Annotated in this window: 23 protein-coding genes; 9 read left to right on the top strand and 14 right to left on the bottom strand. The window is 54.3% G+C overall.

Annotation, left to right across the window (positions count from 1 at the left end; genetic code table 11):
* From JXR15_RS13320 to JXR15_RS13305, 4 genes are all read left to right on the top strand, one after another.
* Entirely contained in the window at positions 1-921 is a 921-nt protein-coding gene (locus tag JXR15_RS13320; protein ID WP_422053684.1) for a hypothetical protein, read from the top strand.
* 2 nt (positions 922-923) lie between these two features.
* The gene (locus JXR15_RS13315) at positions 924-2045 is read left to right on the top strand and encodes a hypothetical protein (protein ID WP_422053683.1); all 1122 of its coding nucleotides are present in this window, start codon (positions 924-926) and stop codon (positions 2043-2045) included.
* Entirely contained in the window at positions 2042-2380 is a 339-nt protein-coding gene (locus tag JXR15_RS13310) for a hypothetical protein (protein WP_422053682.1), read from the top strand. Before JXR15_RS13315 ends, JXR15_RS13310 begins: the two co-directional genes overlap by 4 nt.
* Before the next feature lie 64 nt (positions 2381-2444).
* Entirely contained in the window at positions 2445-3701 is a 1257-nt protein-coding gene (locus JXR15_RS13305) for a DNA cytosine methyltransferase (RefSeq protein ID WP_422053681.1), read from the top strand.
* Here JXR15_RS13305 and JXR15_RS13300 read toward each other — a convergent pair.
* The 12 genes from JXR15_RS13300 to JXR15_RS13245 form a co-directional block, all read right to left on the bottom strand.
* On the bottom strand, positions 3691-4515 hold the full coding sequence (locus JXR15_RS13300; protein WP_422053680.1) for a PmeII family type II restriction endonuclease: 825 nt from the start codon (positions 4513-4515) through the stop codon (positions 3691-3693). The genes JXR15_RS13305 and JXR15_RS13300 overlap by 11 nt on opposite strands.
* A gap of 96 nt (positions 4516-4611) precedes the next feature.
* The gene (locus tag JXR15_RS13295) at positions 4612-5349 is read right to left on the bottom strand and encodes a hypothetical protein (RefSeq protein ID WP_422053679.1); all 738 of its coding nucleotides are present in this window, start codon (positions 5347-5349) and stop codon (positions 4612-4614) included.
* On the bottom strand, positions 5334-6116 hold the full coding sequence (locus JXR15_RS13290) for a terminase large subunit domain-containing protein (RefSeq protein WP_422053678.1): 783 nt from the start codon (positions 6114-6116) through the stop codon (positions 5334-5336). Before JXR15_RS13290 ends, JXR15_RS13295 begins: the two co-directional genes overlap by 16 nt.
* 2 nt (positions 6117-6118) lie before the next feature.
* Positions 6119-6934, bottom strand: coding sequence for a hypothetical protein (locus tag JXR15_RS13285; protein ID WP_422053677.1), 816 nt, complete (start codon positions 6932-6934; stop codon positions 6119-6121).
* Between the two features lies 1 nt (position 6935).
* On the bottom strand, positions 6936-7325 hold the full coding sequence (locus tag JXR15_RS13280) for a hypothetical protein (protein ID WP_422053676.1): 390 nt from the start codon (positions 7323-7325) through the stop codon (positions 6936-6938).
* Positions 7315-7929 carry a hypothetical protein gene (locus JXR15_RS13275; RefSeq protein ID WP_422053675.1) on the bottom strand — a complete coding sequence of 205 codons (615 nt, stop codon included), beginning with the start codon at positions 7927-7929 and terminating at the stop codon, positions 7315-7317. The genes JXR15_RS13280 and JXR15_RS13275 overlap by 11 nt, the downstream gene beginning before the upstream one ends.
* A 118-nt stretch (positions 7930-8047) precedes the next feature.
* A complete protein-coding gene (locus tag JXR15_RS13270) occupies positions 8048-8410 on the bottom strand; it encodes a hypothetical protein (protein ID WP_422053674.1) in 363 nt (120 codons plus the stop codon).
* Positions 8398-8640, bottom strand: a complete 243-nt coding sequence (locus JXR15_RS13265) for a hypothetical protein (RefSeq protein WP_422053673.1) — start codon at positions 8638-8640, stop codon at positions 8398-8400. The genes JXR15_RS13270 and JXR15_RS13265 overlap by 13 nt, the downstream gene beginning before the upstream one ends.
* Entirely contained in the window at positions 8633-8905 is a 273-nt protein-coding gene (locus JXR15_RS13260) for a hypothetical protein (protein ID WP_422053672.1), read from the bottom strand. Before JXR15_RS13260 ends, JXR15_RS13265 begins: the two co-directional genes overlap by 8 nt.
* Positions 8906-9515: 610 nt before the next feature.
* Positions 9516-11987, bottom strand: coding sequence for a TOTE conflict system archaeo-eukaryotic primase domain-containing protein (locus JXR15_RS13255; protein ID WP_422053671.1), 2472 nt, complete (start codon positions 11985-11987; stop codon positions 9516-9518).
* A 115-nt stretch (positions 11988-12102) separates the two neighbouring features.
* Positions 12103-12276: a helix-turn-helix transcriptional regulator gene (locus JXR15_RS13250; protein WP_422053670.1), complete on the bottom strand. Its 174-nt coding sequence runs from the start codon at positions 12274-12276 to the stop codon at positions 12103-12105.
* A 264-nt stretch (positions 12277-12540) separates the two neighbouring features.
* Positions 12541-13767: a tyrosine-type recombinase/integrase gene (locus JXR15_RS13245; RefSeq protein ID WP_422053669.1), complete on the bottom strand. Its 1227-nt coding sequence runs from the start codon at positions 13765-13767 to the stop codon at positions 12541-12543.
* Positions 13768-14260: 493 nt separating this feature from the next.
* Here JXR15_RS13245 and JXR15_RS13240 point away from each other — a divergent pair, with 493 nt between their 5' ends.
* The 3 genes from JXR15_RS13240 to JXR15_RS13230 all read left to right on the top strand — a co-directional run bounded on the left by JXR15_RS13240 (position 14261) and on the right by JXR15_RS13230 (position 17975).
* A complete protein-coding gene (locus JXR15_RS13240) occupies positions 14261-14530 on the top strand; it encodes a hypothetical protein (RefSeq protein ID WP_422053668.1) in 270 nt (89 codons plus the stop codon).
* 142 nt (positions 14531-14672) lie between these two features.
* Positions 14673-17360 (top strand): AsmA family protein, encoded by a 2688-nt coding sequence (locus JXR15_RS13235; protein ID WP_422053667.1) that lies wholly within the window; start codon positions 14673-14675, stop codon positions 17358-17360.
* Between the two features lie 96 nt (positions 17361-17456).
* Positions 17457-17975 (top strand): hypothetical protein, encoded by a 519-nt coding sequence (locus tag JXR15_RS13230; protein WP_422053666.1) that lies wholly within the window; start codon positions 17457-17459, stop codon positions 17973-17975.
* A 78-nt stretch (positions 17976-18053) separates the two neighbouring features.
* Here the strand turns inward: JXR15_RS13230 and JXR15_RS13225 are convergent, their stop codons facing one another.
* On the bottom strand, positions 18054-18587 hold the full coding sequence (locus JXR15_RS13225) for an outer membrane protein (protein ID WP_422053665.1): 534 nt from the start codon (positions 18585-18587) through the stop codon (positions 18054-18056).
* Positions 18588-19009: 422 nt separating this feature from the next.
* On the opposite strand from JXR15_RS13225, the gene JXR15_RS13220 reads away from it, so the two are divergent.
* Positions 19010-20458 carry a hypothetical protein gene (locus tag JXR15_RS13220; RefSeq protein ID WP_422053664.1) on the top strand — a complete coding sequence of 483 codons (1449 nt, stop codon included), beginning with the start codon at positions 19010-19012 and terminating at the stop codon, positions 20456-20458.
* A gap of 108 nt (positions 20459-20566) precedes the next feature.
* Here the strand turns inward: JXR15_RS13220 and JXR15_RS13215 are convergent, their stop codons facing one another.
* Positions 20567-20731, bottom strand: coding sequence for a hypothetical protein (locus JXR15_RS13215; protein ID WP_422053663.1), 165 nt, complete (start codon positions 20729-20731; stop codon positions 20567-20569).
* A 736-nt stretch (positions 20732-21467) separates the two neighbouring features.
* Here JXR15_RS13215 and JXR15_RS13210 point away from each other — a divergent pair.
* Entirely contained in the window at positions 21468-23072 is a 1605-nt protein-coding gene (locus tag JXR15_RS13210) for an amidohydrolase (protein WP_422053662.1), read from the top strand.
* Positions 23073-23075: the final 3 nt, after the last annotated feature.

Here is a 23075-nt window from a genome sequence, read left to right as displayed (position 1 = left end):
TTGTTCGAAGAGATTTGGCTAATCAATCTTGATGTCATTCCGGGGAAGAAAGACCATCCCGCTACCGCCGAAGAAAAGCAAGCTGCAGACGAAAAATCAGACCAAAACTTTGCTGCATTGCAGAAGGAGTTCGGCAATATCGTTTTGCCTGTCTACCATCAAGACAGCGGCAAAGAGCGTCTTCTTGAAGTCATTGATCAGGCCAACGGCTACATGTGCCTTTCGCCATTCAACAACAAGCCAGAAGAAGAACGCTGGCGTTGGGCGACCTTGGCAAGAAGCACGCTATCCGACCTCAACTGCAACGTTCGCACTCATGGGTTGGCGACGACAGGCAACGATATGTTGCGACACGCCACTTTGTTCTCAGGCGATTCCGAAGCATGGACGCGTCATGCAAGGTATGGCGTTGTAGACTTGGCCGAAGATCAAACGACCTATGTCGATTGCCCCAATACCCATCTTTCGAAAAACGAAGGCGGCGAAGTAGTCGAAATGGATCGCTATCTCAAAGTCGATCAGCACGAACAGTTGCGCTACATAGGTTACCACATCAGCGCTGAACTCAATGACTGGGATCGGTCGAGTGGCGACAAGATCATCGACAACGCGCGACACTTCGAACACCTCAAGGCGGAACAACGCGTCTCTGTGCGGAATCGAGAAGAGCAACATGTCCCCTTCTTGTTGGCTCAGTTTGACATGAGGGCGAGAAGTCTCGTCAATCTCGCAGAACTTCGCGCCATTGCGGAACGCAGGAAATGGTCTGAGCCGACCGGACCGTGCGTCACAGCAACGGTTGATGGCAATTCTGCTAATCCTGCTCTGTTTGCCGGGGAAAGCACCCGTGTCAGCCCGCGCCCGTCGACGATAGACAGACAGCGGTTTCTGTCGCGTAGCGAGGCTTATAGCAGCCTATGAGAATGAAGGTCACTCCCGGCGCTCCGGCGCAAGAGGTCGTTCCACCGAGCGGCGGTTCGCTCTTGCCCGACGGCCTTGCCGAGGCCGTGAAAACGGCAGCGAAGTTCATCGGAAAATACAGCAAGAAATTGCCCCACGGACAGTTTGTCCACATCGTCGATGGTAAAGCATATGCGTCCAACAACAGGCATATCGTTGAGGTCGAAGTTGGCCAGACACCATTCGCATCACTGCGCCTTTCAAGGAACGATATAGCCCTGCTGACGCGTATCGGGGGCAATCCCGCAAGAGCGTCGATCTCAGGCGGGCACGCTGAGTTTACTTGGGCAGATGGGCAGTGGATTCGGATTGAAGTTGGCGACGCCTCAGAAGCGTTCGTTGAACGGTGCAGGCAGCGCCTTGAAAAGTATTGGGACGAACCGCAAGGAATGCCCATCAATCCCAAGTCAGTCGATCTGGTCGTGAAGCGTGCAAAGAAAGGACAAGCCGTCTCGATAGCGGTCATTGGGCATCGCGTAATCGGAATGGACGACGGCTTCTTCTACCCGCACAACGCGACCACGGCGGCTGTCATCCAAAAGCGCAAATTCGACCCAATGCGCGACGACTTGTTTGCAGAGGCACTCGCCCAGACAAAGCGCAGCAAAGAACAGAACGACAGTAAGGTCGAACGGCTGAAAAAGCGGCTGAGAGCCATAGGAGACGAAATTGACGAACTAGCAGTAGTTGGCGCTGAACTGGACGAAAAGTGGACGGCGCAGCACGATGCTATTGAGGCCTATCAGAACGGCGGTAGCCTAGATGAGGATCAGCGCGCACTGCTGACCCCACAATGTTCCGAGCTTGTCAAAGACGAGCGGAGGAATGCGTTGGACGCAGAGTTTGAGCAGCATGAAGGTTCGATACCCGAAGGCTGGGAGATTACTGGCAAGCGGCAAGATGACGACTTCATCTACGTCACCATCCGCCGTGAGCGCGTGACCAAATCACAACCGGAAGAAACCGCCGCGTCCAAGATAAAGAAGGCGCTCGCACAATTCTTTAAACCTGGCTTTGATCGCGACTTCCGCGTTCGTTGGGATCAATTGGGAACACTTTCCCCAATCGTCCGAGGTGCGCCATGATCATTGAGTTGAACTCCGAAGATGATCTTTGGCGACTTTTTGGCGGCGAAGATCATTCCAAACCCGGAAAATGGCAGCAGCACTTTGCGACACTCGACAGGCAACTGCACGACTACGATGGCTTCCACAGCCACAAGCCAAATGTTCCAAGCGCGGCAGAGGTCAAGAGGGCCAAAAGCAAAATCAAGCTTCGGTTCCCGCTCACGGACTCTGATCGCCGCTATCTTCTGATTGCGGGCGACCGACAGGTATGTATCAACCAATCCTGCCTGTTGAAGGTCGGGAAGGCGATGCGTGATCCTAAGTTGATGGTGCAGTATTTAGGGGGTTCCTAGAGGCGACTGGTGTCGGGTGTTGCTACGCTGCATCTTGCGTTGATGTCATCACAGTTAGCATATATTGTGGGATAAAAACGAAGGGTATGAGCAGTTGCGAACAGTTTCACTATTTTCCGGCGCGATGGGGTTGGACCTCGGTCTTGAAAAGGCCGGATTCGAAACATGTATCTGCGTTGAAAACGACACAGCCGCAGTCGAAACTATCCGCAAAAACAGACCTCACCTTCCGTTACTAGCTGAAGATGTTCGAAATGTTTCAGCTCAAAGCATTTTTGACGAGACTGGGAAAACCGAATTTGATGCTGTTGTGGGGGGACCACCTTGCCAAGCGTTCAGTGTGTTTGGAAATAGAGGTGGCTTGAAAGATGATCGTGGAGCAGTAATTCAAGATTACGTTCGGCTTGTGAGCGAAATTCGGCCAAAAGTATTCCTCATGGAAAATGTTCGAGGTTTGTTGTCTATCAAACTCGATGGAGATGAAAAATACTGCCATAAAGGCGGTCTGTTTGTGTGGCTTCAAGACCAGTTTCGGAAAGCTGGCTATCGAACGGACACGTTTGTTGTCAATTCGGCTAACTATGGCGCCCCTCAAATCCGGGAACGAATCTTTGTTTTCGGGACACGCTTCGATGTTAAGGCGGACTTTCCGAAACCCGAATTCAGCAATAGGCCTGAAGATGACCTTCCACCGTTCAAAACATTAGGAGATGTCATAGGTGACGGGTTCGTTGATCCTGACACTGATTGCATGAATTTTAGCGAACGCAAACTAAAATACTTAAAGCTCGTCCCGCCGGGCGGTAATTGGCGACATTTGCCAGAGGATATTCAAAAGGAATCAATGGGAAAATCATGGTATCTAAAAGGCGGACGCTCCGCTTATTGGCGAAAGCTATCGTTTGATTACCCCAGCCCTGCGTTGACTACCATGCCCAATCACGCGGGGACAAGTATGTGTCACCCTACTGAACTACGTGCATTAACCTGCGGAGAGTATGCTGCTATTCAAGAGTTTCCTTCAGACTGGAGTTTTGTGGGGAAAGCTACTGATAAATGCAGGCAGGTAGGTAATGCAGTTCCTGTAAGGTTGGCTGAGGTTGCCGGGAATGTCTTGAGGACGCTATTGCAAAAGTGCGAAAACCAAACGGCATACGAAAACTTCTTGTCGGATGATACCATTACCCACCTGCGCCCACACGTTCGGACTCGTTCCTTCTGGAAAAATGGCTCGGTTCAAGAAGGCCATACAAGCTACAATGAGTCACGGCCAGCCGAAGCAGCCGACCAACTCACGCTTTTTGATGCAATTAGGAGTTGATCCTACCGAGTACCTCTTCGAAGTCAATTTTGCCGTCATCATTACTTACTGCATCTAAGTAGGCAGCAACGAATTCTTCAATGTACTGAGTGGAGTTTTCGGCATCGAAGCCATCCTTGAAGCCTTGACTTAAACCAGCAAGCAAGGCATTTTCCGTGTACGCTGCTCCATTGTTGATCCAACTCCAAAAGTCCTTGCCAGACTTAATTGAAACGTACTCGCTTACGTCTATGAGGTCATGGTCAGCGGCGTTGGCGGTCTTCTTCACGCCGCAGGCCAAATAGTATTTATCCGTCAAATCCTCATACGACCCATAAAACACCCCAATAACAATTTCTCGAAAACTCCTATTTCCTTTAGCAACTTCATCGCGAATTTCTGCAAAGTTCCTGTTTAGTGAAAGTGCCTGACCTAGCTGAATTGTCCAGCGAGAAGCTTTCAAGCTTAAGAGAGCGTCACCATCGTCGCGTTTAACAATATGGTCCACATCATCAAACATTGCTTCGGTGAGTGCTAATCGTTTGCGGGTTGCTTTGTCTAATTTGGTTGTACCAAATACATTTGGCAGAACTTTCTCGTCTATAAGCTTGCCAAATCCTGTATGATGTCCCGCCATAAGGTGTGCTGCAACGTTCAGAGCTGCAAGTTGGCGAGGTTCTTCCGCGCCGTGAAATTTAACAAGAAACGGCAGCAAGAAAGGGTTTGTGCTCATCGAGTGATGAGCGAGATCCTTTAACTTGCCTAGCCTTTGATTATACCACCATCCCGCCAGTTTACGGCTTCTTTCAAAAACCTGTTGTTCAGGAATTGCCAATTTAATCTGCCTCTTAGTAATGTGAGGCGACTAGAAACCACGCAGAGCACACTAGTCAAGCAATGGTTGAACTATTTTGTGACTATTGAGTTGGCCTCACCACCATCCGCGTAGTGTCTGCTGCACGGCAAGGCCCGCTTGCAGGTATTGCGAGGCGAACCCGCCAAGGATCAACGCGATGCCTAAGTCGCCGTGCCCACCCGCGCTGCGGCTTTGGCTGATGATCTGGTTGCCAGACGCGGTGGTTGTTGTCGCGAACGAGGCCAAATCAGCCTCAATTTCGGAACGAAGTGGGCAGTCAGGAGCGAATTTGAGATCATTCTGCGCGAACAACACAGCAAGATTTTCGATCATGAAAGTCTTCCCTGCCGAGACATACCGCGCACTCTTCTTCGACCAATCTTGTCCACCAGTCATCGTTATCGCCTTGTGGTCGACGCCCTGATCCCACAAAATGTCCGAGCAAACTCTTCCTATCGCCGTTCCGTCGATTGCCAATTCTGATTTACCGCCAAACGGTGGCGCGTTGCGCAGGCGGATAAGATGATCCACCACGTCAACGTAGCTCACTCCCCTAAAGCGGTCGGCGTAGACCACGGTGCGCTCTCTGGGGCCGACAATCACCTTGCCGTCGTCCACGATGGGCAGGGCTTGGTCCTTGATCACAACTGTGGCGGTGAAGTCATTTGCTTGACCTAAATCTGCGGCCACCCAATAGCGTTGATAGCCCGAGATGCGCGGGATAGAGGGGTCTTGGTTAGTCTCGTTCACCACCTCGCCGTCAGGCAGATAGACGAGGTTCAATTCGGGTTCATAGTTCAGAGCTTCGGACATATCGCAGCCTCCGTTGTGCTTGTCGCTTGTTCGATGATGGAAAGGTCGAAATACGCCTGGCCGTCGGCCAGCATTTCAACTTCGATTTCTTGGCGGAATTTCGTCGCAGAGAGCGTGCGGCGCATCCGTTCGACCTTTTCGGCCAGCCTCGGAATGTCCGTGCCGCGCACGACGATGCGGTGAATGCCGTCGCCGGGTTTCGCGTCGAGGAACAGCCGCGCGAAGTAGTTGTTCTTGCCTGCGGGCGTGCTGCTGAAAAACACCTGCCCATCTTTCGTGAGCATCGGCAGGACGCCCGAGATCAGGTCTTCGCCCCCGTTCTCGCCTTGCAAGAAGGCGCACTCGTCGATGATCAGCAGCGACACCGACGGATAGCCCCGGATCGTGTCTGACGTGGACGGCAGCGCGACGACGCGGGCACCGTTCGACATTTCGAGTTCGGTCAAGGTGGAACGCGTGATGACCAAATCCGTTCGGCGGAGCTGCTGCCCGATCTCGCGGGCGATGATCTTGGCTTGCCGTTCAGCGGGTGCGACGCAGATGGTCAGGCTGTCGGGAACGTGCAATTCCTCGACGGCACGCGCGGCCAACACCGAGGTTTTACCAGCCTGACGGCCCACGCGCAGGGCGATCTCGGACGCCTGCGTCGTGAACGCCTCGACCTGCCAAGGATCAGGCGCGTGACCGATCCAATGGATCAGGCGTGCGACGGGATCAAGGTCACGTTCGAGGCCGACGCACCAGTCATGGAGAGCATCAAACGGCATTCTTAACGCCCCATCTGGCAGGCGCAGCAACAACCCAACGAATACCGTGGAGAGATATGCCCGTTTTTGCACGGCTTGCCCGTGAAATATTTGCCTTCACCTTTGGTGTCTCGTCGGGTCGCGGGAAGTTCAACCCATTCGGGATGACCTGCCGCGTTGGCCGCATCCAAACGCCTTGCATATTCGCGCGCGTAGTAGTCCCAGCCGAGGAATTCTGAATGAGGCGATTTCATAGCACCGTCTCCTCTTTTGTGACGCTGAGAATGTGATGGCGCATATGCTTGAAGAAGCACGGGCTGAGCTTCGGGAACCTCGTCACATACAGCGCGGAGGATTTCTTGCATCTTCACCCACTCGGGCGATTCCGCGAGGGATTGGGTGACAGTCAGGTTGGTGCTCATGCGACCATGCATCGTAGCAATGTCTCGGAGGATTTTTCTGAGTCCTTCCATCGCGGCGAGCGCGAACCCGTCATCCTCGTTTTCCTCGGCCTTGGTGATCAGCTTTTCGACACGCCGCGCGAGGCTTTCATAGGTTCGGGCCACGTCCATCCGTTCGTCGTTGAGAACGTCGGTGTCAGCCTCGACCTTTTCGACGCGTGCATCCGCCAAGATCGAACGCACAATTTCTTCCGTGATATGTTCCTTGCGATAGCGCGAGACGGAATCCGCGTGCATCCCAAGACGCTTCGCGACCTGTGCTTTCGGCATACCGCCCGGCAGGCCGTGTTCCCCAAGCACGATCTGCTTGATGATGGTCTTCTTCTCGGGGTGCGTGTTGATCGTGTTTGGCCGACCGCTGCCTTTGTTCCCAGCCATATCAGGTTTCTCCTGCTTGACTGGTTGAGGCGGTGATGGGCGAACACTTATCGTCGCGATACCAAGCAATCCGCTGCTTCAAGCGGTTCCATTCCTCAACGGAGATATCCATCAGATGATCATGAATGCGATCTGCCACCTGTTCCCGCATACCAGCCGCGATGAGATCGCGGCGCAACTCGCCAAACTGCAAGTCTCGGATGCGGAGTTTCATCGTCTGCGCGAGCGCGACAATCAGGACGTCCTGACTGCTGCCTGACGGGTTTAGGGGCGCGTGATCGTGCTGCGTGACTACGGTCAGGTCACGCAGCACGAAAACTTCATCTTCCGCCGAAAACCCAAGAACAACGCGGTAGGCCCATTCGATAGTTGCACGATCCTCAGGCGTCATTGGGTTTCTCCATGAGCGCGAGTTTGCTCTGCATATGCTGCGGGAGATCGCCCACGTTGCTCCATTGCTCGACAGTGAACCCATCCGCGCGAAGTTGGCGGTATTGACGCGCGTCTGATCCCATCACGTCGCGGCGCATATAGGCGACCTTTTGGTCGTCGTCGCGGATCAGGGTCGTTTTCAGCGAGGCGTCGATTTCCGAACGGCTTGAGCGTCGGTGCGTGTCGTCGGTGTCTGTGGGGTCGACGATTTGCAATTGAGTGCCTGCTTTGGCTGCTGCAGCCTTGGCCGCACGATACTTTTGCGGGTCACGGGCTTCTTCCCGCGTGAGGCGGTGGGTGGGTTGCGTGCCTTGCTTGTACCAATCACCGTCTTTGCCGGGTTCATAGCCCATCTTCGCCATTTCAGCGATTGTTTCAGGCGAAGCTTTGAACTTGCGTTCAAGATCTTTCTTTTGATCCAGCACGCGCCCATTGAACTCATGCAGGCCGTCAAGACGGGTGTTTTGATCGTCGATTTGCTTGTTCTGTTTTTCGACGGTCTCGGTGAGCGCGCCCACCTGTTTAATCAACGCCTGAATTGCAGCGGTCGTTTCGTCGGCCATTTTATCATCCTTCCATAACCAAAACGAACGCGACTGGTGGGTCGCGTCCGTTAAGCTGGTTAAGGACGACAAATTCACCAATCGGTCGAAGAAAAAAATTCAACCCAAGGGGGAGTGGTTACACCGAAGAAGCAGGTAGAGCATGGGGGTGTTTGAGGTAGAGCCAACGCTTGCGAGCAAGCTCGACCTGCGCTGTGTGTTGGTCACTGGTTTCCAATGTGAAGGGGTGTAGGTCAGCGTTGCCTTCAAGGCCTTCAAGGCCTTCAAGGCCTTCGACGATGCGTCGGGCGGCAATGTCACCGTCGAGTCCCAAGAGACCGAACAGTTCGCCGCGCCATCGAGCGTGTCGCCCATTGGGGGCGGTCAGGAACGTTGTCGCCGTGTATGCGTGGTCGTCATTTGGTCCAAGCATGTCGGAATACGCTTGCGAGATGATGGCCGCGACAAACGTGCCCTCAGCGGTGCCCGTCATTCCATCCACGGCTTTCTGCTGCCGGGTTCGATGTGGACGATTTTGCGGGCAACAACGAGGTGTTCGGCAACGTCGATCTCGTGCTTGTTCGGGGCATCTTGCCAATCAACATAGACGCGCGGCGTGGTGTCGAGGCCGATGTGCATTGTCCACACGCCGTGGACCCGCAAGCCACGTTCAAGGAGCGTGCCGCGCGTCAGGGATAGTTCACGCCAGAGGGGTCGCACCGTGTCAGGCATTGAGCTGATCGACCACAAAGGCGATGTGCTGCCACGGGATCGGGAACGAATGGGGATGCACCTCGACGGTCACGCCATCGGGCTTCACCAAGACGTTGTAGGCGTCGCGGTAGATGTCGCCCTGATCGGGATTGAGCGTCGATTTGAGGTCGTCGGCAAAATCAGCCGCGTCGGGCACGCCAAGGTTCGACGTGGTGTTCATACGGGTGTAGGTGAGCGTGACGGCTTCGTGCTCGTCGATGGTTGCGGTGATGGTCATTGTCATGTCCATAGTTTTGAGGCGCGCACCGGGTTCATCGCGGCAGATAGGAGAGCCGATGCTAGGCCATTCCCGATGCGCGCAGACCCAGCACGAAATGCGTATCATCCGCTGTTGGGGCGTTGTTCCGGGGAATGAGGTGGAGGTGGGGCGAAAGCAGGTGGCACGATGTGCGGCGATGCCGAAAATATATCAGCCTTGGTGACGGGTTTTGGGTCTTTTTTGCGGCGCGTTTGAAAGCACGTTTGAAAAACGTTTGACGGGGTAAGCAACCGCTTGGCGAAGCAGTGGTTTTGTCCGACTCGGTGGATGATTGATTGTCAGTAGGGCGGGGTTTCAGGCTGTAGTTGCGACTTGCTCACAACAAGAACGCGGAGCAAGCGGGAGGAGGCAGGTCGACGAATTCTTTGGCACGGCCCGCGACCGTGCAGGCAATGACGCTATTTCACCCCCCTACAGGCGTAAGGAAAATTAGTTGGTTGGTTGGTCTATCGTCACCAACTAACCAATTAATAGTTTCGCTATAATGCGCCCCACTGCATTTCCTGCATACCCTGCACGAAAACGGGCGATGCCCGAAGACACCGCCCGCCGTTTGTTGGTCTGCTCACCAAGATCAATGGTCAGCCATCATTCGCTCCAACTCCTCGGCCGATACGTCCTTCGGCGGGACGATCAGCCACTTGCGCGACTTCTTCTCAATCTCCCACCCGCGACGGCGCAGCACGCCTTTCAACGAACCAAGCTCCCGTGACAGTGTGGATGCGGTCATCGGCAGGCCGGACACGCGGATGCCTGAGTTACCTTCCGCTGCCAACTGCATCTGCGTCAGCAATTCCTGTGGCGATCCCCAAAACCGCCCACGGGCGATGCCTTGGCAGACCTCTGAAAGCGCCTGCATGGTGGCAGAGTCGTCCGCTGCCTCGTCCTGCGCCTCCTCTTGCATGTCCATCATGCGGTCCACGAACCAACCGGGTTCCTTGCCCATCAAGCGCGCGACAGCCTCTCCAACGGTCGCGAACTCGGCCATGCGTAGGTCGTCGGGGATGTTGTCGATCTCGGGCAGCGCCCGCAAAACATCCCGCACGAGATTGAACATCGCGCCGACCATGAGCGGAGCCTTATCAACCAAGTCCCGTTCGAACTGTGTCTCGCGGATGCGCTTCTCTGGCCGCTGCAATTCGATCTCGACCATGCGCGAAATCAGGTCAGACGCGTATTTGGTCGGGTCGATGCCATTGACGATCACCGGGCGACGCACCCAAAGAGTGCTCAGGTCGCGGTTGGTGAACAACTGCCGCACCTCAAACCCCATGCCCGTGCAGACGCCGCACAGCAAGTCGCTGATCTTGGTGAGGTTCGACATGTTCTCGAGGGTCAGGACGCCGTTGTGCCAGCAGCGAATGAGCAGGTCGTCGGGCTTGCTCGTCTCGCCGTAGGCGACCATTGCGGGCACAGGATCAATCAGTGTGCGCATGACGATAGTAGCCGACGTCTTGCCCGAGCCGTATTCACCGATAAGGTTGACGATGGGCGACGGGCTGTCAGGGAAATACATCTTCACAGCGCACGCCATGAACAGAACGAACTGATCATCGTCGAGATTGATCATGGACCGCACGTCGTCGACAGTGCCCGTCAGATCGGCAGAGAGGGGCATCTGCTTCGATCTGCGGAACGTCGGGCACCATTCATCGTCCCCGACAAGGGACGCCCCCTCGCTCGTGATCTTTGCCACGTTGTCCTCCACGTCGCAGAGATCGACATAGACGGTCTCGTCGATGCGGGCGACGCGCAGATGCACTTCGCGCACGTCTGAGGAATGGGCACGGGCGAGCGATTGAACGGACGAGACGGTCTCGGCAGACACCACCTGGCCTGCCTCATACGCCTTGCGCCGCAGCCAGTCGGCAAACACCTCGGAGTCGATGGGCACGGCACGACGGGGTGAGATACCCCCATATGCGGCGCCGTCCTTGTCGCGGAACAGATCGACGTTTTCGATCACGTCGGTCAAAATCTCTCGCCCCACGTCCGAGCCGTTGAGTTTCACGTCGTCGGGCAATCCGCCTTGGTAGCCGCCTGCGCGGGCATATGCCCAAAACGTCGCCGCCTTGCATGTAGGTTTGCGCTTCGCAAGGTCGTGCCACTTCTCGCGGGCATCATTGTCGCTTTCAAAACCGTCCGTCGCCTGCGAATAGGCGATGAACTGCGCGACACCTTCCTGCCCGAACGCGGCGAGGATATTGAACCCCGCAGACACCCACTGATGATAGTCGCCACCGGGACGTGATTTGGCGAATGCCGCGACCGCCGCGTCAACGTCGATCTCTTTTTTCGTCTGACCTGCCTTCGGGCCTGTGCGTGACGGCTTGGCTTTCTGCACGACGAGATCACCACCTTCCTCGAACTCAATGTATCCCGCATCTGACCACCCCGTCGGTGTCATAGCGACGCTCTCAAGGGCAAGCGGCAGGGCGATAACGGGCCACTCGCCATCTTTGGGCAGCAGTTCCACATAGTGTTCGACTTTGTAGCTGTCGGGCTGATCTGGGCGCGACGAGCGAGCATGGATCGTGTCCGTCGAATGGAACATGCCTTTGCCCTTGCCATCGTCGGGCACGAATTTCTCGTCATCCCAAGGCGACTGCGCAAGCGCGGTGTTCTCCTCGTTCAGAATGTCGCGCATCCGCTTTCTGACATAGTCGGCGCGGGAGGCGCGTTCGAAGACGATCCAAATGTGGTAGCCGCGACCACCGCCCGACCGCACGACGAAGTGAGGCGTGCCGTGGCGATGCAAGACGCCTGCAACGAAACCAACGCGGGTGCGCATTACTTGCGGGGGAACGTTGCCGTCGTGATCGTCGAAGTCGAAGGCAGCAAAGTGTGACTTGCCGCCTCCGGTGTTCATGTTGATCCCGATGGGCTGCGAGCCGTCGAGGTGCGCACGGATCACGTCGTCGGTGATCGGGCGAGGCGTGCCTTCATCTCGCGCGGGATAATAGGCCTTTTTGCCATTGTCCCAATTGAGTTTCGAGTAACCGCCACTCAGTTCGGCGATCTGTTTAAGCTGCTGTATATTGTCCATACCATTTTCAGGATGGACCTGCTTCACTGGTCGTGTGGCGATGCATCGACGTCTATAAACAAGTTATAGCGCACAATGCTGTCCATTCCCGATACGCAACCAGTGAGGGGCAGGCTCATACTGCCCCTCCTACTTTGTGCTCCTGCGCCCAAGTCATCACATCGTCGCGGTCATAGCGCACTGTGCGCTCGCTCCAATAGATCGCAGGCGGCACATCACCGTCACGTTTCCACTCGTAGAATTTCGATTCCGAAATACCCACGAAGTCGCAAACCTGTTTGGGTGTCATCAGTTTTGGAAGTTGGGTCTTCTACTCGAGTTGTTCAATGCGCTTTTCGAGCGTGCGCAATAGGTCGGCGGAATCCATATCAACAGATCCTTTCGTCTTGCCCTTAATCAGACAGACGCTCTCTGTTGCTGTGCGACGGAACGAGCTTCATACAACCAAGCCGCATCGCGTCGCCGCGTACTTGGATATGCTGTGCCCTGCCATCATGGCGCGCGCCTCACGGCGGGCATTTAGTGCAACTCCAATGTAGTGTAGGGCAATTTCTCATTCAACGTCGAAAGCAGGTTCTACCTTAATGCGTTCGAAGAATACCGTTTCGATCATGTCAGGCGCGCTTTTCCCAACCCGTGTCGTGTACTTCGAGAGCATTTTTCCGTCGCCCGAGGAAGACTTGTCTCCGCGCAGGTAGTGCATGATGTGATCACCCAACAGAGCCTCGTTGCACGCCTCTTGGAAAAACTTCCGCGTGTCTTTCGCTCGAATGACAGGGACACGCTTTTCGTCAATCTTGGCTTTGAGGGTATCAAGGCCATGCCCGCCCCCGACGTATCCTGTTGCTGATGAAGCGGGAAAAACCCAATCGCTATCCGTCAGGCGTATTGCCTGCAATGCTTCGGCAACACTTGATCCTATCGGAATGACATGGTTGCGGATGCCAGATTTCAGTTTGGGAAACACCAGCTCACGGCGTTGCAGGTCAACGAATCCGTGCTTGCCGTCGCGTTCCCAACGAAGCGAGCAAACGTTTTCGGAGCGGATGCCTGTGAAGAACATGACAACCCAAGCCGTTCCCATGATCACATTCTGCTGCCGCTTTTCCCATATCGCGCCCCAAACGGTCGAAAGGTCTTCTCGTTCGAGATCGCGGTTGTCGTCGCATAGGTCATACCAAATCGGGGGTTGCTCATTCGCGTCGGGGACAGTCACGTTCTCAACCGGGTTCTTGCCGGGCAAGCGTTTGAACGCTGACGACAGCGCCACCCTCACATGGCGCTTGGTGGCGGCAGAATTGTCCCCACGCCCCGTGTCGATGGCGTTGACCGCGCTTTGGATCATGATCGTTGAGACGTCCGTTGGCGAAGCGTCCATGATCTCGAGCACCCATCGGTTGAGCTTCGTCGTCATGTCTTTTCTATGCCTGTCCGACATTTTGCCTTCCGACTGTCGCGTGGTGCAGTGATGTTCCCAAGCGTCCCGCACCGTGCGGATGTCCGAGGATGCGACGCCTGTGTGATACTCAGTCAGAGTTGCAATTTTCTCGAATGCCTGTGCGGCGGTCGTTTCGGGGAAGGTCGCCTTGAGCGCCTTTTGCTGTGATCGCCCGTTTAAACGTCCTTTGAAATACCACGATGCTGCGCGCTTGCCGACACCGAGGTAGAGGCATGGGTATTTGTCACCGTCATGCGAGTACCAAATCGTGCCTTTGTCTGGTTTGTTCTTCGCGGCGTTGCGAACCTTCGGAACACTGTCGAGGTTGATGCTGGTCGTCATGGGAAATCTCCGTCACTTTTTCAAACGCATTTTCAAACGCCACGCAACACTTGGACGGATTAACTTGGACGATCAACCGACTGATTATTGTTTGAAAAAGATGATAAGGTATTGTTTTAGCTACTTAACCGCATCAAGCTGGACTTGTTGAATAAGTCTTGGTGGCTGATTTGTAATCAGTAGGTCCGCGGTTCGAGTCCGTGTGGGCACCACTTTTACTTTATAAATCAACGTTTTGAGTTTGCATTTTGAGTGGTTTTCTTGAATGCAGAGACGCCGTGTAGCCATTGTGTAGCCAACTATATGTTGGGTCGTGTAAATCAGTCTCGCTTGTGCAAATAATTGTACGCTCTCTGAAACTCCAGTACATCTTGCTGAGTTTCGTCTGACACAAGATTGTTTTAGGTAGGTAAGATTTTTGTGGTCCCCAGGTGCTGTTAAGTTGAAAGCGAAAGAGATACGGTGCTTTTCAAAATTAGTCGGAGAGAATACCATGAAACCATTAACCTTTGCGGCTTCGGTTTGTGCTTTGATCCCGGTGGGTGGATTTGCTCAGGCGCCTTCTCCGGTTTCGCTTTTGACTCAGCCAGTGACTGGCGAGGTGTGCTATTTTGGCGGTCTTGCTTATTCTGAAAATGCGCTGTTGGTCATCGAAGTGCCGAACCGGCGAGACTCCCCGCAAAGCACACAAAAAGCGTTGCTGGAGTGTGCGTTAAGCGAGCAAGGGGACAAGGTGGCATGGCGTCGGTTGGACGCTGAATAGAACATATCTTTAGGGATCGATCATCAGTGCTCGCCTTGTTGGCACTTTTGGCGGATTGCCGGCCAAGTTGCATACTTTCGGACCGGTTCAGGATTTCTCCAACCAGTGGAGGGCCGGACCTGCCATTGACAGGAGAGAGTAAGTGAAAGTTCTTCGGGCTCTCGGACTGTCCCTGGTGGCCGCGTTGCTGCTCGGAACCTTGGGTTTATGGTGGGCACTGACAGGCTCTCAGCTTGAGAATTGGTGGCGGCAGAAAGTTGAGCAAGCCATCAGCTCCGAATTGGGGTACCCCGTAGAGATTGTCGGAGACCTTCAATTTGAAGGTTTGCCTAAAGTCAGTATGAGGATCAGTCAGGTCCATGTTGGTGATGCTGGTGCAGCGGTTCATCTAGCGGAACTTCCGAGCCTAACTCTGACTATTGATGTTCCAAAGCTGCTAACTGGACGTATTGATTTCTCCAAAATTCGCGCTGAAGGTCTGCGATTGAATTTCGTGACTGAACGAAATGGGACCAAGACTTGGGTCGTGGAAGGGCAACCTGAAGAGCCGAGGTTGGATCGACTGATTGACCACTCTGTGGCTGAGTATCTGATCAGCCGCGACGCGGAGTTCTCCAATTTTAGCCTCTACATCGAAAACAAGATTTCTGGCTTTGTTTTTGACGGTTCAATTTCGGAGTTTTCAGTTCACAAAGATGAGGCGGAGGGGCGTTCTCAGGCGGCTGGCCGTGGCACGATCAACGGGTTGCCGTTTGATCTGGAGGGGACGTATGATCGCGAAACCGGGGCGACAGCGGTCAATATCGGCACAATTCGAGTCAGGTTTGATGGCCAGTTGCTGCCGCAAGGAGAGCCCGGTTACGAAGGCGACCTAACTGTCGATGTGGGTGATCTTGGCGATGTGTTCGATGTCTTGAAGTTGGACTCACAGGTTCATGGTCAAGGGGCGTTGGTCTCCAAACTTCGCCGTGCCTCCGATGTTTTTCAGCTTACGGATCTGAGAGCAGAAGCCGAAACCGTTGCGGGCAGCAAGGTGACGTTGACGGGGGCGGTGGATGACCTCCTAGACCTTTCTGGTTTGAACCTGCGATTGGACACACAACATTCGAATATCACTCTGGATCAGTGGCTTGTTCCGGGTGCAGAGGATTTATCTCTGGAATCCGTTTCCTCGTTCATCAAGGGAAGCGCCTCAAAAATAGAGTTGTCAGACGTTGAGTTTGAGGTCAACTCCAGGTCCCGTGGGGTCGAGAGTTTCGGCCCATTCTCAGTTGGTGAAATTACCCGGGAAGATGACAATACACTGCATTTGTCAGGATTGGATTGGACTTTCTCTGACGACAATGGAACGCGGGTGTCCTTCCATGGCGAAGTTCACGATTTGCTGGCCTTTCGTGACTATCGCCTAGAAGGCGGCGGGGTGGTTTCATTGGCAGATCTGGCGCTAACGGCGGTTTCCGAGAGAGTTCTGGACATTGGGCTGGGGCGGTTTTCGATTGTTCTGAGTGACGCCGAAGGCACGCCGGGCGTGGACGCGTTTGAGGTGACATTGGATGGCACTCAAGGCTGGGACTTGAACGTGTCTGGCTTTGTTCCGGACGTTGGAAAGCTAACCCAGGCGAAGCTGGAGTTTTTTATTCGATCCGACGGGAGGAACAGCCTTGCGGAGGCGCTTGAGGTTCCAGACCACTTGCTTGGCACCTACGAGGTGGCTGGTGAAATGGGGGCGACAGATCACGGCTTTGGTGTGTCCGTGAATGCAACGGTTGATCGTTCGAAACTCTCTGCTGACTTGAGTGTTAGTCAGAAAACGCTTGTGCCGGAGGTTCGTGGAGAACTGCAAAGCGAGATTTTGGACGTCGCGCAGCTTGGCCATTTGGCGGCTTGGATCAGAAGCAAAGTCAAGCAGCAGGCAAATGAAAAACCCAGTGCGGTACTACAGCCCCTCAGGGTTCTTCCGGGAGCAGAGCGCTTACGAATTCCAGGGCGGCCTGCGGTTAGGTCTATGGTGATCGAGAATGCGCCTGCATTCGGGGGCGCATGGGCAATGGGTTGGCTCGGGAAGTCAAACATTCGCCTGCAAGCCGTCGTTAAACGATTGGTTGGTGTGTCTGGAGTGCGCTCAATCGAGAGCGATATTGTCGTCGATCGTGGCGTGTTGAGTGTTGGGCCAATAAGCTTTGACGGGAACGGGCAAAGGGCTCTCGTAAACGCCGAGATTGATCTGATACGACGTCCGAACCAAGCGCGATTGCACGGCAAGATTCTGGGGTGGACGCTGCAGGGCCTAACATCGTTTTTGGGGTTGGAAGTTGCGGCGCAAGGCAACGTTTCAACAAGTTTTGATTTGACCGGAAATGTTCAATCGCTGGAGGGGTTCCTGCGATCCTCCAGCGGGCATGTCGCATTGCGGCTGAAGGAGGGTCGCATTGCCAGCAGTTTGCTGAAGCTCGCCGGGCATGGCGTGCTGCCTTGGTTGTTTTCTGATGAGCTTGCACGAGGCACATCAAATGTGAGTTGCATTGTCTTTCCGATACGCTTGAACGGCGGGGTCGCAAGTATTCAGGGCGCGGCTCTTGAAACTGACGCAACTCAATTGGTTGTGGATGGCGAGGTGGATTTTCGAAGCGGGCAAATTCAGGCGAGAGGTGAGCCGCGGCCACTTGGTATGCCGTTTGAGCCCAGCCCTTACCCGTTTGAAGTAAGTGGGTCCTTGACAGAACCAGATTTCAAACTCTTGGACCAAATTCCGCGGGTTGGTAAAAAGAGGTTGCGGGTTATCAACCGGCAGCCGTGTCGGCCTGATGGGCAGCAAGTACGGGGGCGATAGGTGCGTTGGGTTTCCGCATCTGGGTGCTGAGGAAACCTTGGATTGTTTGGGGCTTGGATTTGGGCTCCATTTGGATAGCCAGTTGTTGAGAGGCATATGCGAAAACTGAAGTTGGATCACCTAACGGGCATGGCGGTATTGGTCTTGGGGTTGCTTTTTGCGGCGGCCGGGGCTGAAGGGCAGCGAGAAGAACCGCTTTCCCTCTGGCGGACAAGTGGAGCGTGGAACATTTTTGTCGACGCATCGGTCGGCAACGGGTGCCTGATCCAACAGTATTCCGAGGAGGGGCTCGATATCAGATTGGGGTACCTGCCGGAACGGCTAGGGGCATTCTTTTCTGTAGCCAGTCAAGAATGGCATGACATTGACGAAATCAAATCTCGCGACATTTCCCTGTTTTTTGACGATGTTGCTTTCGAAGGCACAACAGAGTTTTTTGAAAATGAAGGCTTTTTCGGAGGGTTCGCGTTTTTCAACAATCCGGATTTCATGACTGATTTTGCAAAACGAAAATCAATGAAGGTCGTTGGGCCGGAGGGTGACAAAGTTGTCCTAAACCTGGCTGGAACCGCGCTGGCAATCAGGGCGTTGGATGAGTGCCAAAAGAGTCACTGATTGCAGGAGGGGCGGTACTGCCTGTGTAATTAGGTGAGCCTGCGCAAATTCCATATGATAGGCTTGCGCAGGACAATTTTAGAAACGGAAGTTCAAAGATACAGCGGCAACTGTCGGATCGACTTTTCCGGCACCATTGAAGTTGCTGAAATTGTATTGAGCGATCTCACCGCTGATACTCCAGTTGTCACTGAGTTTGTGTTCTACACCAACCCCGACGAAGTGGCCCCAATCCCGACCAAGAAGGTTGTGGTCCCCGTAGCTGGCGCCAGTGGTTGCATAGAGCAACGTGCCCCCAAAGTCGTAGCCGCCGCGCAATTTAAGTCGGCTTAGCGACTTAAAGTCTGTACCTGCCGAGCCACCGTTCAAGGCCGAAGAATCGATACCCACGCCCATGACCCATTCTCCGACTTGCCAGTCGCGACCAACCTGCACACCGGCTACTCCGGCTGCAGACTCCTCCTTGAATTCGGTTTGACCCGCCCCAATCTGCACGCCGAAATAGGCACCATCCCAAGTGTCTGCCTTCGTTTGCCCGGCAACAACTGAGATCACGACCACTGCGGCGGCGAGCGCGACGATACGTTTGGTGGTCACGGTTGCAATGTCCATTTGATGTTCCTTTCACGAAGTTGTGGCTCGTGAAAAAGATGTAGCGACCTTTGTCAGGTGCGGGACGTAGGCAACAGTTGCATACGGTAACCATGAGCCGGTTGGAAGTCGGTGCTTTGCGGGTAACGCCAAGTGTTAATGGGGTGTTGGCGGGGGGCGCGTGGTTACAGGTGGTGTTAGACTGCGGCGGTGGAGCCCAATATTGGCACGCACTTCTGTTTTGCTTTTCGGTCACGTTGGGGTTTGCCATTTGCCGTAGTGTCTCGATTGACAGCAATTTATCCGCTACGGTCATTTTCAAACGGCGGGCGCGCAGATGGGCGCTAACGAGGAGGGCGCGGGTGTCGGAAATATCTTCTGAGAAAATTTTGGCGCAGCTATCAAAAATTGTTGGCTCAGAGGATTTTACTGCGGGACCGCGCGTGAAACGTTTCCTGAATCACTTGGTCGCAGAAGAATTGGATGGGCGGGGCGAGCATTTGCGCGGTGCAGCCTTGGCCATGGACGTTTTTGGCCGCGGAGGTGACTTTGATTCCAACAATGATCCCGTCGTTCGGATTGAAGCCGGGAAACTTCGAAAGGCACTCGAGCACTACTATTTAACCTCAGGCAGTTTAGATGAAATCCGGATCGATGTGCCCAAAGGCCAATACCGCCCTCGGTTTTCCAAAGTGCAGCGCGCGAGCTTGAAACCGAACGGGCAAACGGTCTCCGCGAAGCCATCGATTGGAGTTTGTGGCTTTGATGGGGAAGTCGGCGACCTTTCCGCTCTTTTTTGTCAGGGGCTGCCCGAAGAAATCGCGTTGGAACTGTCTCGTTTCGACAATCTCCGTGTCTATTCCGGTTGGTCAAAGGGGCGAGAGAAGGATGGCCAATCTCTGGCGGTGCAATGTGACTACACCCTCAACGGATCTGTGCGTGTTTCTGGTCCCAATATGCGTATTACGGTTCAGTTAACGCGATTGCCTGACGACCTGTTGATTTGGTCGGAGCGCTTTACCACGGTGTTGGGTGAAACAGATGTTTTTGAAATTCAGGAAGGCGTGGCCCGCCAATGTGCCACAAGGATTGCTGACGCTTATGGTGTTGTGGGCGACGATCTTGCAGCAGGATACGCTGGACGAGACGTTACCGACGCAAGTGTTTATGGCGCTCTGCTCGCCTTTCACGGCCATTTGCGCACCAATCGACTTGGCAGCCTGAAGGAATTTGTTGCCCTTGCCGAAGCGGCCGTGCTTGCCAGCCCCCAAAGCGGCTTGGCACATGCGCTGCTTGCTCTCGGGATTTTGGATCAGTTCTTTTTTGGCAAGCTGTCCCACGACACCCTTTTGAAGCTGGGCGCGGGTCATGCCGAGCAGGCGGTGGCTTTGTCCCCGCAGGGACAGGAGGCTTTGTTTGCCGGTGCGGTTTATGCCTTGTTGCAGCAAGACCAAGCAAGGTTTCAACGCCTGGTCGATGCGGCGATCTCCGTAAATCCAAACGGCAACCTGCTGATCGCTTTGGCCGGAGGATGGATTGCCATTTTGGGAGATGCTGCAAAGGGCGCGGAATTGGTGCAGCAGGCGCTTCAGGGCAATCCGATCCTGCCGGTTTGGACCAACATCACATTGGCTTTGGAAGATGTCGAGAACGAGCGGTTTGCCGCAGCCTCTACAAAGATTTGCAATATCGATGCGCGGGATTGTGCAAATGACTGGCTTCTGATTGCGGCCATGCATGCGTTGGCAGGAGAAAATTCTCGGGCGCATTTGGCATTGCGTCAATTTTCGCGGGCTGGCTTGGGTGCCGAACAGCAGCTTTCAAATTTGCCAATGAGGCCTGATTTGGCAGAGGCGATGAAGACTGCCCTGCGACGCGTCCAGGTTAAATGATTGTGTGCCCGCATTCTCGGTGTTTTTCGGACGTGAGAGGCGCTTTATTGCTGCCCGTGCATATGCAGACACGCAATTCTGATCTTTGGGTGCATACTTAGTGGAACGTCACATGTGATTGAGGCTTTGGGCGACAACGGAAATGTTGTCTGCGTGGGACTGGTACATGGCGTCGACCACCACGGGAAAGGCATCGTTCCATAGAGGGCTGCTCAAAGCGACTTTTGCAATCATCCCAATCAGGAACTTCTGAAGCTCCTCATGGTCTTGCATTTTTGTCTCCTTTGCAGCGCAGCGGATCGTGATTTTCAATAGTCTTATGAGTTCTGCCTGTGCTCTCTCCGCGAGACCCAGGTGGGGCAGGGCAGGCTGAGCTCGATTGTGGCGTAAGTCTGCGGCGCATATGACCAGGTATTGGCTGGCAGCTATGGTCTCTGGGAATTCCTTTCGGAGTTCGGACAGCATTTCGAAGTGTCGCATAACGGAGTTCCTAGTGGCGTGTAGTACAAGGAACTTGGCTACGATTTTGGAGCTGAAAACGTTGCCTACAGTATGCAACGGTTTCAGCGGCAGTGCCTTATTGCGAGGCGTGTCGATCCAAGGGGCTGAGCGCCGATGCGGTCGTCTGTTCAGAGGACGCAAAAAATAGGCTGCGGGATTATTGTTTGAGGGCTCGTTTTCGTTGAGATTAAGTGAATTGATGTTTTTTGTTGATGGGCTGAGGTTCACATGGTAATCTCTCTTAAGTATCTGAAAATTATGCGTTTTTTGTCGTATTGCAAGTGCTGCCGCCCGCATCCCATCGAGTGCCGCTGCCGAGAAATATGTCTGCGCGCGGTTTTCTTGGTTTACTAGGAAGGTATTGGCCGTGACACCCCAGAGAACACAATTTCACACACTTGCTGGCGCTTGCGTATTCGGCCTTGCTTCGGCTACGCAGCTGCTGGCCCAATCGGGGCGCGAAAACGCCACCGCCGACTTCGCTTTGATAAATGGCGCCATCCACACAATGGATGAATCGGGAACCGTCGCGGAGGCGATCGGGATTGAAGACGGGGAAATTGTGTATGTTGGCGGTGCCGATGGCTTGAGAGATGTAATTGGTTTGGGCACCGAAGTTATCGACCTCGACGGCAATATGGTGATCCCCGGTTTCGTGGAAAGTCACATGCACGTTTTTGCGGGCGGTCTGATCATGAACGGTGTGGACTTGCAATCCGATGACAGTGACGAGGTATTTGATCGCCTTCGCGCCTACGTGTCTGAAACTGAAGACGAAATTGTGATGGGGTACGGCGTGCGATTTACGCCTTGGAAGGACGGCAACCCCACCGCTGCAATGCTGGACGAAATCGAGAGCGAACGCCCTGTATACCTGTGGGCAATCGACGGGCACAAAGCATGGGTGAACTCCAAGGCATTGGAAATGGCGGGCGTGGATAAGGACACGCCGGACACCGTGCCGGGATTCTCATTTTTTGAACGGGACGCCGACGGCAATCCGACAGGTTGGATTGTAGAGATTCCCGCTCAAATGCAAATGCTGTCCGGTCTTGTCGAGGTGACTCCTGATCTTATGGTCAATGGTATGAAGGACTGGATCCCAAGGTTTGCCGCTTCTGGCATTACTACGATGCAGGATTTGGGCTTCCAAGGAATTGGCCAGGATGAGGGTTTCAAAATCATTGAAGGCTTGGTCAAAGATGGTTCGCTGCCCTTCCGCATCCGAGGTGTTTACTACTGGAACGATGGGGACATCGATCCGGTTACTGAATTTCAGAAGCTCGCGGCCGAGTTCACCTATGAAAACGCCAAACCTCTCAAGATCAAAATCAATGTTGATGGCGGTGACGATAGCGACAGCGCACTCTATGTGGATGGATACGCTGACAACCCCGACACCGACCCCGATCCAATCATTCCACGCGACGTGATCATCGAGGCCGTCGTGCGGGCGGATGCGTTGGGCATCGATGCGATTTGTCACTGTTTTGGCGACGGAGCGGTTCGAATAATGTTGGATGCGGTTGAAGCAGCCATTCAAGCCAATCCGGAGCGCGACCGCCGTTTCTCTGTTGCACATGGCAACTCGGTTCATCCCGATGATATTCCAAGGTTCGCAGAGCTTGGTGTCTTTTGGAACAGTTCCGGTGCATGGATGAGCTACGATCCAAACTTGCAGCTTGTCTCCAATAACAAGCTGGGCAAACAGCGAGTCCAAGAGATGTTCCCGATGAAGAAAATTGCTGACGCTGGCGGTCGCGTGGTTCTGGGTGCGGATTGGCCGGTTTCGGGATGGATTTCCGAGTACCGCCCCTTGGTCGCCATTGAAACGGCAGTGACCCGTACAATTGATGGGCGAAAGGATGTAGCACCTTTGGGCGGCGCGGAAGCAGGGGTAAGTGTAGACACAGCCTTGCGAGCGACTACGATCAATCCGGCTCTTGAGCTCGGGATGGAAAATGTAATTGGCAGTCTCGAAGTTGGTAAACTCGCTGATTTGGTCGTGTTGGACGAAAACCTTTACGAAGTGGATCCTGACATGATTTCAGAAGTTAAAGTTCTCTACACTATGATGGACGGCGAACTTACCTGGGATCACACCGCCGAGTAACCG

This window comes from Shimia sp. (assembly GCF_049116215.1).
Taxonomy (GTDB): Bacteria; Pseudomonadota; Alphaproteobacteria; order Rhodobacterales; family Rhodobacteraceae; genus Shimia.
This window is presented reverse-complemented; position numbering and strand designations above follow the sequence as displayed.

Excerpts from the sequence above, each read along its gene's own strand:
- JXR15_RS13275 (WP_422053675.1), bottom strand. The coding sequence starts at position 7,929 with ATGGCCGACGAAACGACCGCTGCAATTCAGGCGTTGATTAAACAGGTG.
- JXR15_RS13210 (WP_422053662.1), top strand. The coding sequence starts at position 21,468 with ATGGATGAATCGGGAACCGTCGCGGAGGCGATCGGGATTGAAGACGGG.
- JXR15_RS13310 (WP_422053682.1), top strand. The coding sequence starts at position 2,042 with ATGATCATTGAGTTGAACTCCGAAGATGATCTTTGGCGACTTTTTGGC.
- JXR15_RS13225 (WP_422053665.1), bottom strand. The coding sequence starts at position 18,587 with ATGGACATTGCAACCGTGACCACCAAACGTATCGTCGCGCTCGCCGCC.
- JXR15_RS13245 (WP_422053669.1), bottom strand. The coding sequence starts at position 13,767 with ATGACGACCAGCATCAACCTCGACAGTGTTCCGAAGGTTCGCAACGCC.
- JXR15_RS13265 (WP_422053673.1), bottom strand. The coding sequence starts at position 8,640 with ATGCCTGACACGGTGCGACCCCTCTGGCGTGAACTATCCCTGACGCGC.
- JXR15_RS13255 (WP_422053671.1), bottom strand. The coding sequence starts at position 11,987 with ATGGACAATATACAGCAGCTTAAACAGATCGCCGAACTGAGTGGCGGT.
- JXR15_RS13250 (WP_422053670.1), bottom strand. The coding sequence starts at position 12,276 with ATGACACCCAAACAGGTTTGCGACTTCGTGGGTATTTCGGAATCGAAA.
- JXR15_RS13280 (WP_422053676.1), bottom strand. The coding sequence starts at position 7,325 with ATGACGCCTGAGGATCGTGCAACTATCGAATGGGCCTACCGCGTTGTT.
- JXR15_RS13315 (WP_422053683.1), top strand. The coding sequence starts at position 924 with ATGAAGGTCACTCCCGGCGCTCCGGCGCAAGAGGTCGTTCCACCGAGC.
- JXR15_RS13285 (WP_422053677.1), bottom strand. The coding sequence starts at position 6,934 with ATGGCTGGGAACAAAGGCAGCGGTCGGCCAAACACGATCAACACGCAC.
- JXR15_RS13290 (WP_422053678.1), bottom strand. The coding sequence starts at position 6,116 with ATGCCGTTTGATGCTCTCCATGACTGGTGCGTCGGCCTCGAACGTGAC.
- JXR15_RS13215 (WP_422053663.1), bottom strand. The coding sequence starts at position 20,731 with ATGCAAGACCATGAGGAGCTTCAGAAGTTCCTGATTGGGATGATTGCA.
- JXR15_RS13240 (WP_422053668.1), top strand. The coding sequence starts at position 14,261 with ATGAAACCATTAACCTTTGCGGCTTCGGTTTGTGCTTTGATCCCGGTG.
- JXR15_RS13260 (WP_422053672.1), bottom strand. The coding sequence starts at position 8,905 with ATGACAATGACCATCACCGCAACCATCGACGAGCACGAAGCCGTCACG.
- JXR15_RS13230 (WP_422053666.1), top strand. The coding sequence starts at position 17,457 with ATGCGAAAACTGAAGTTGGATCACCTAACGGGCATGGCGGTATTGGTC.
- JXR15_RS13295 (WP_422053679.1), bottom strand. The coding sequence starts at position 5,349 with ATGTCCGAAGCTCTGAACTATGAACCCGAATTGAACCTCGTCTATCTG.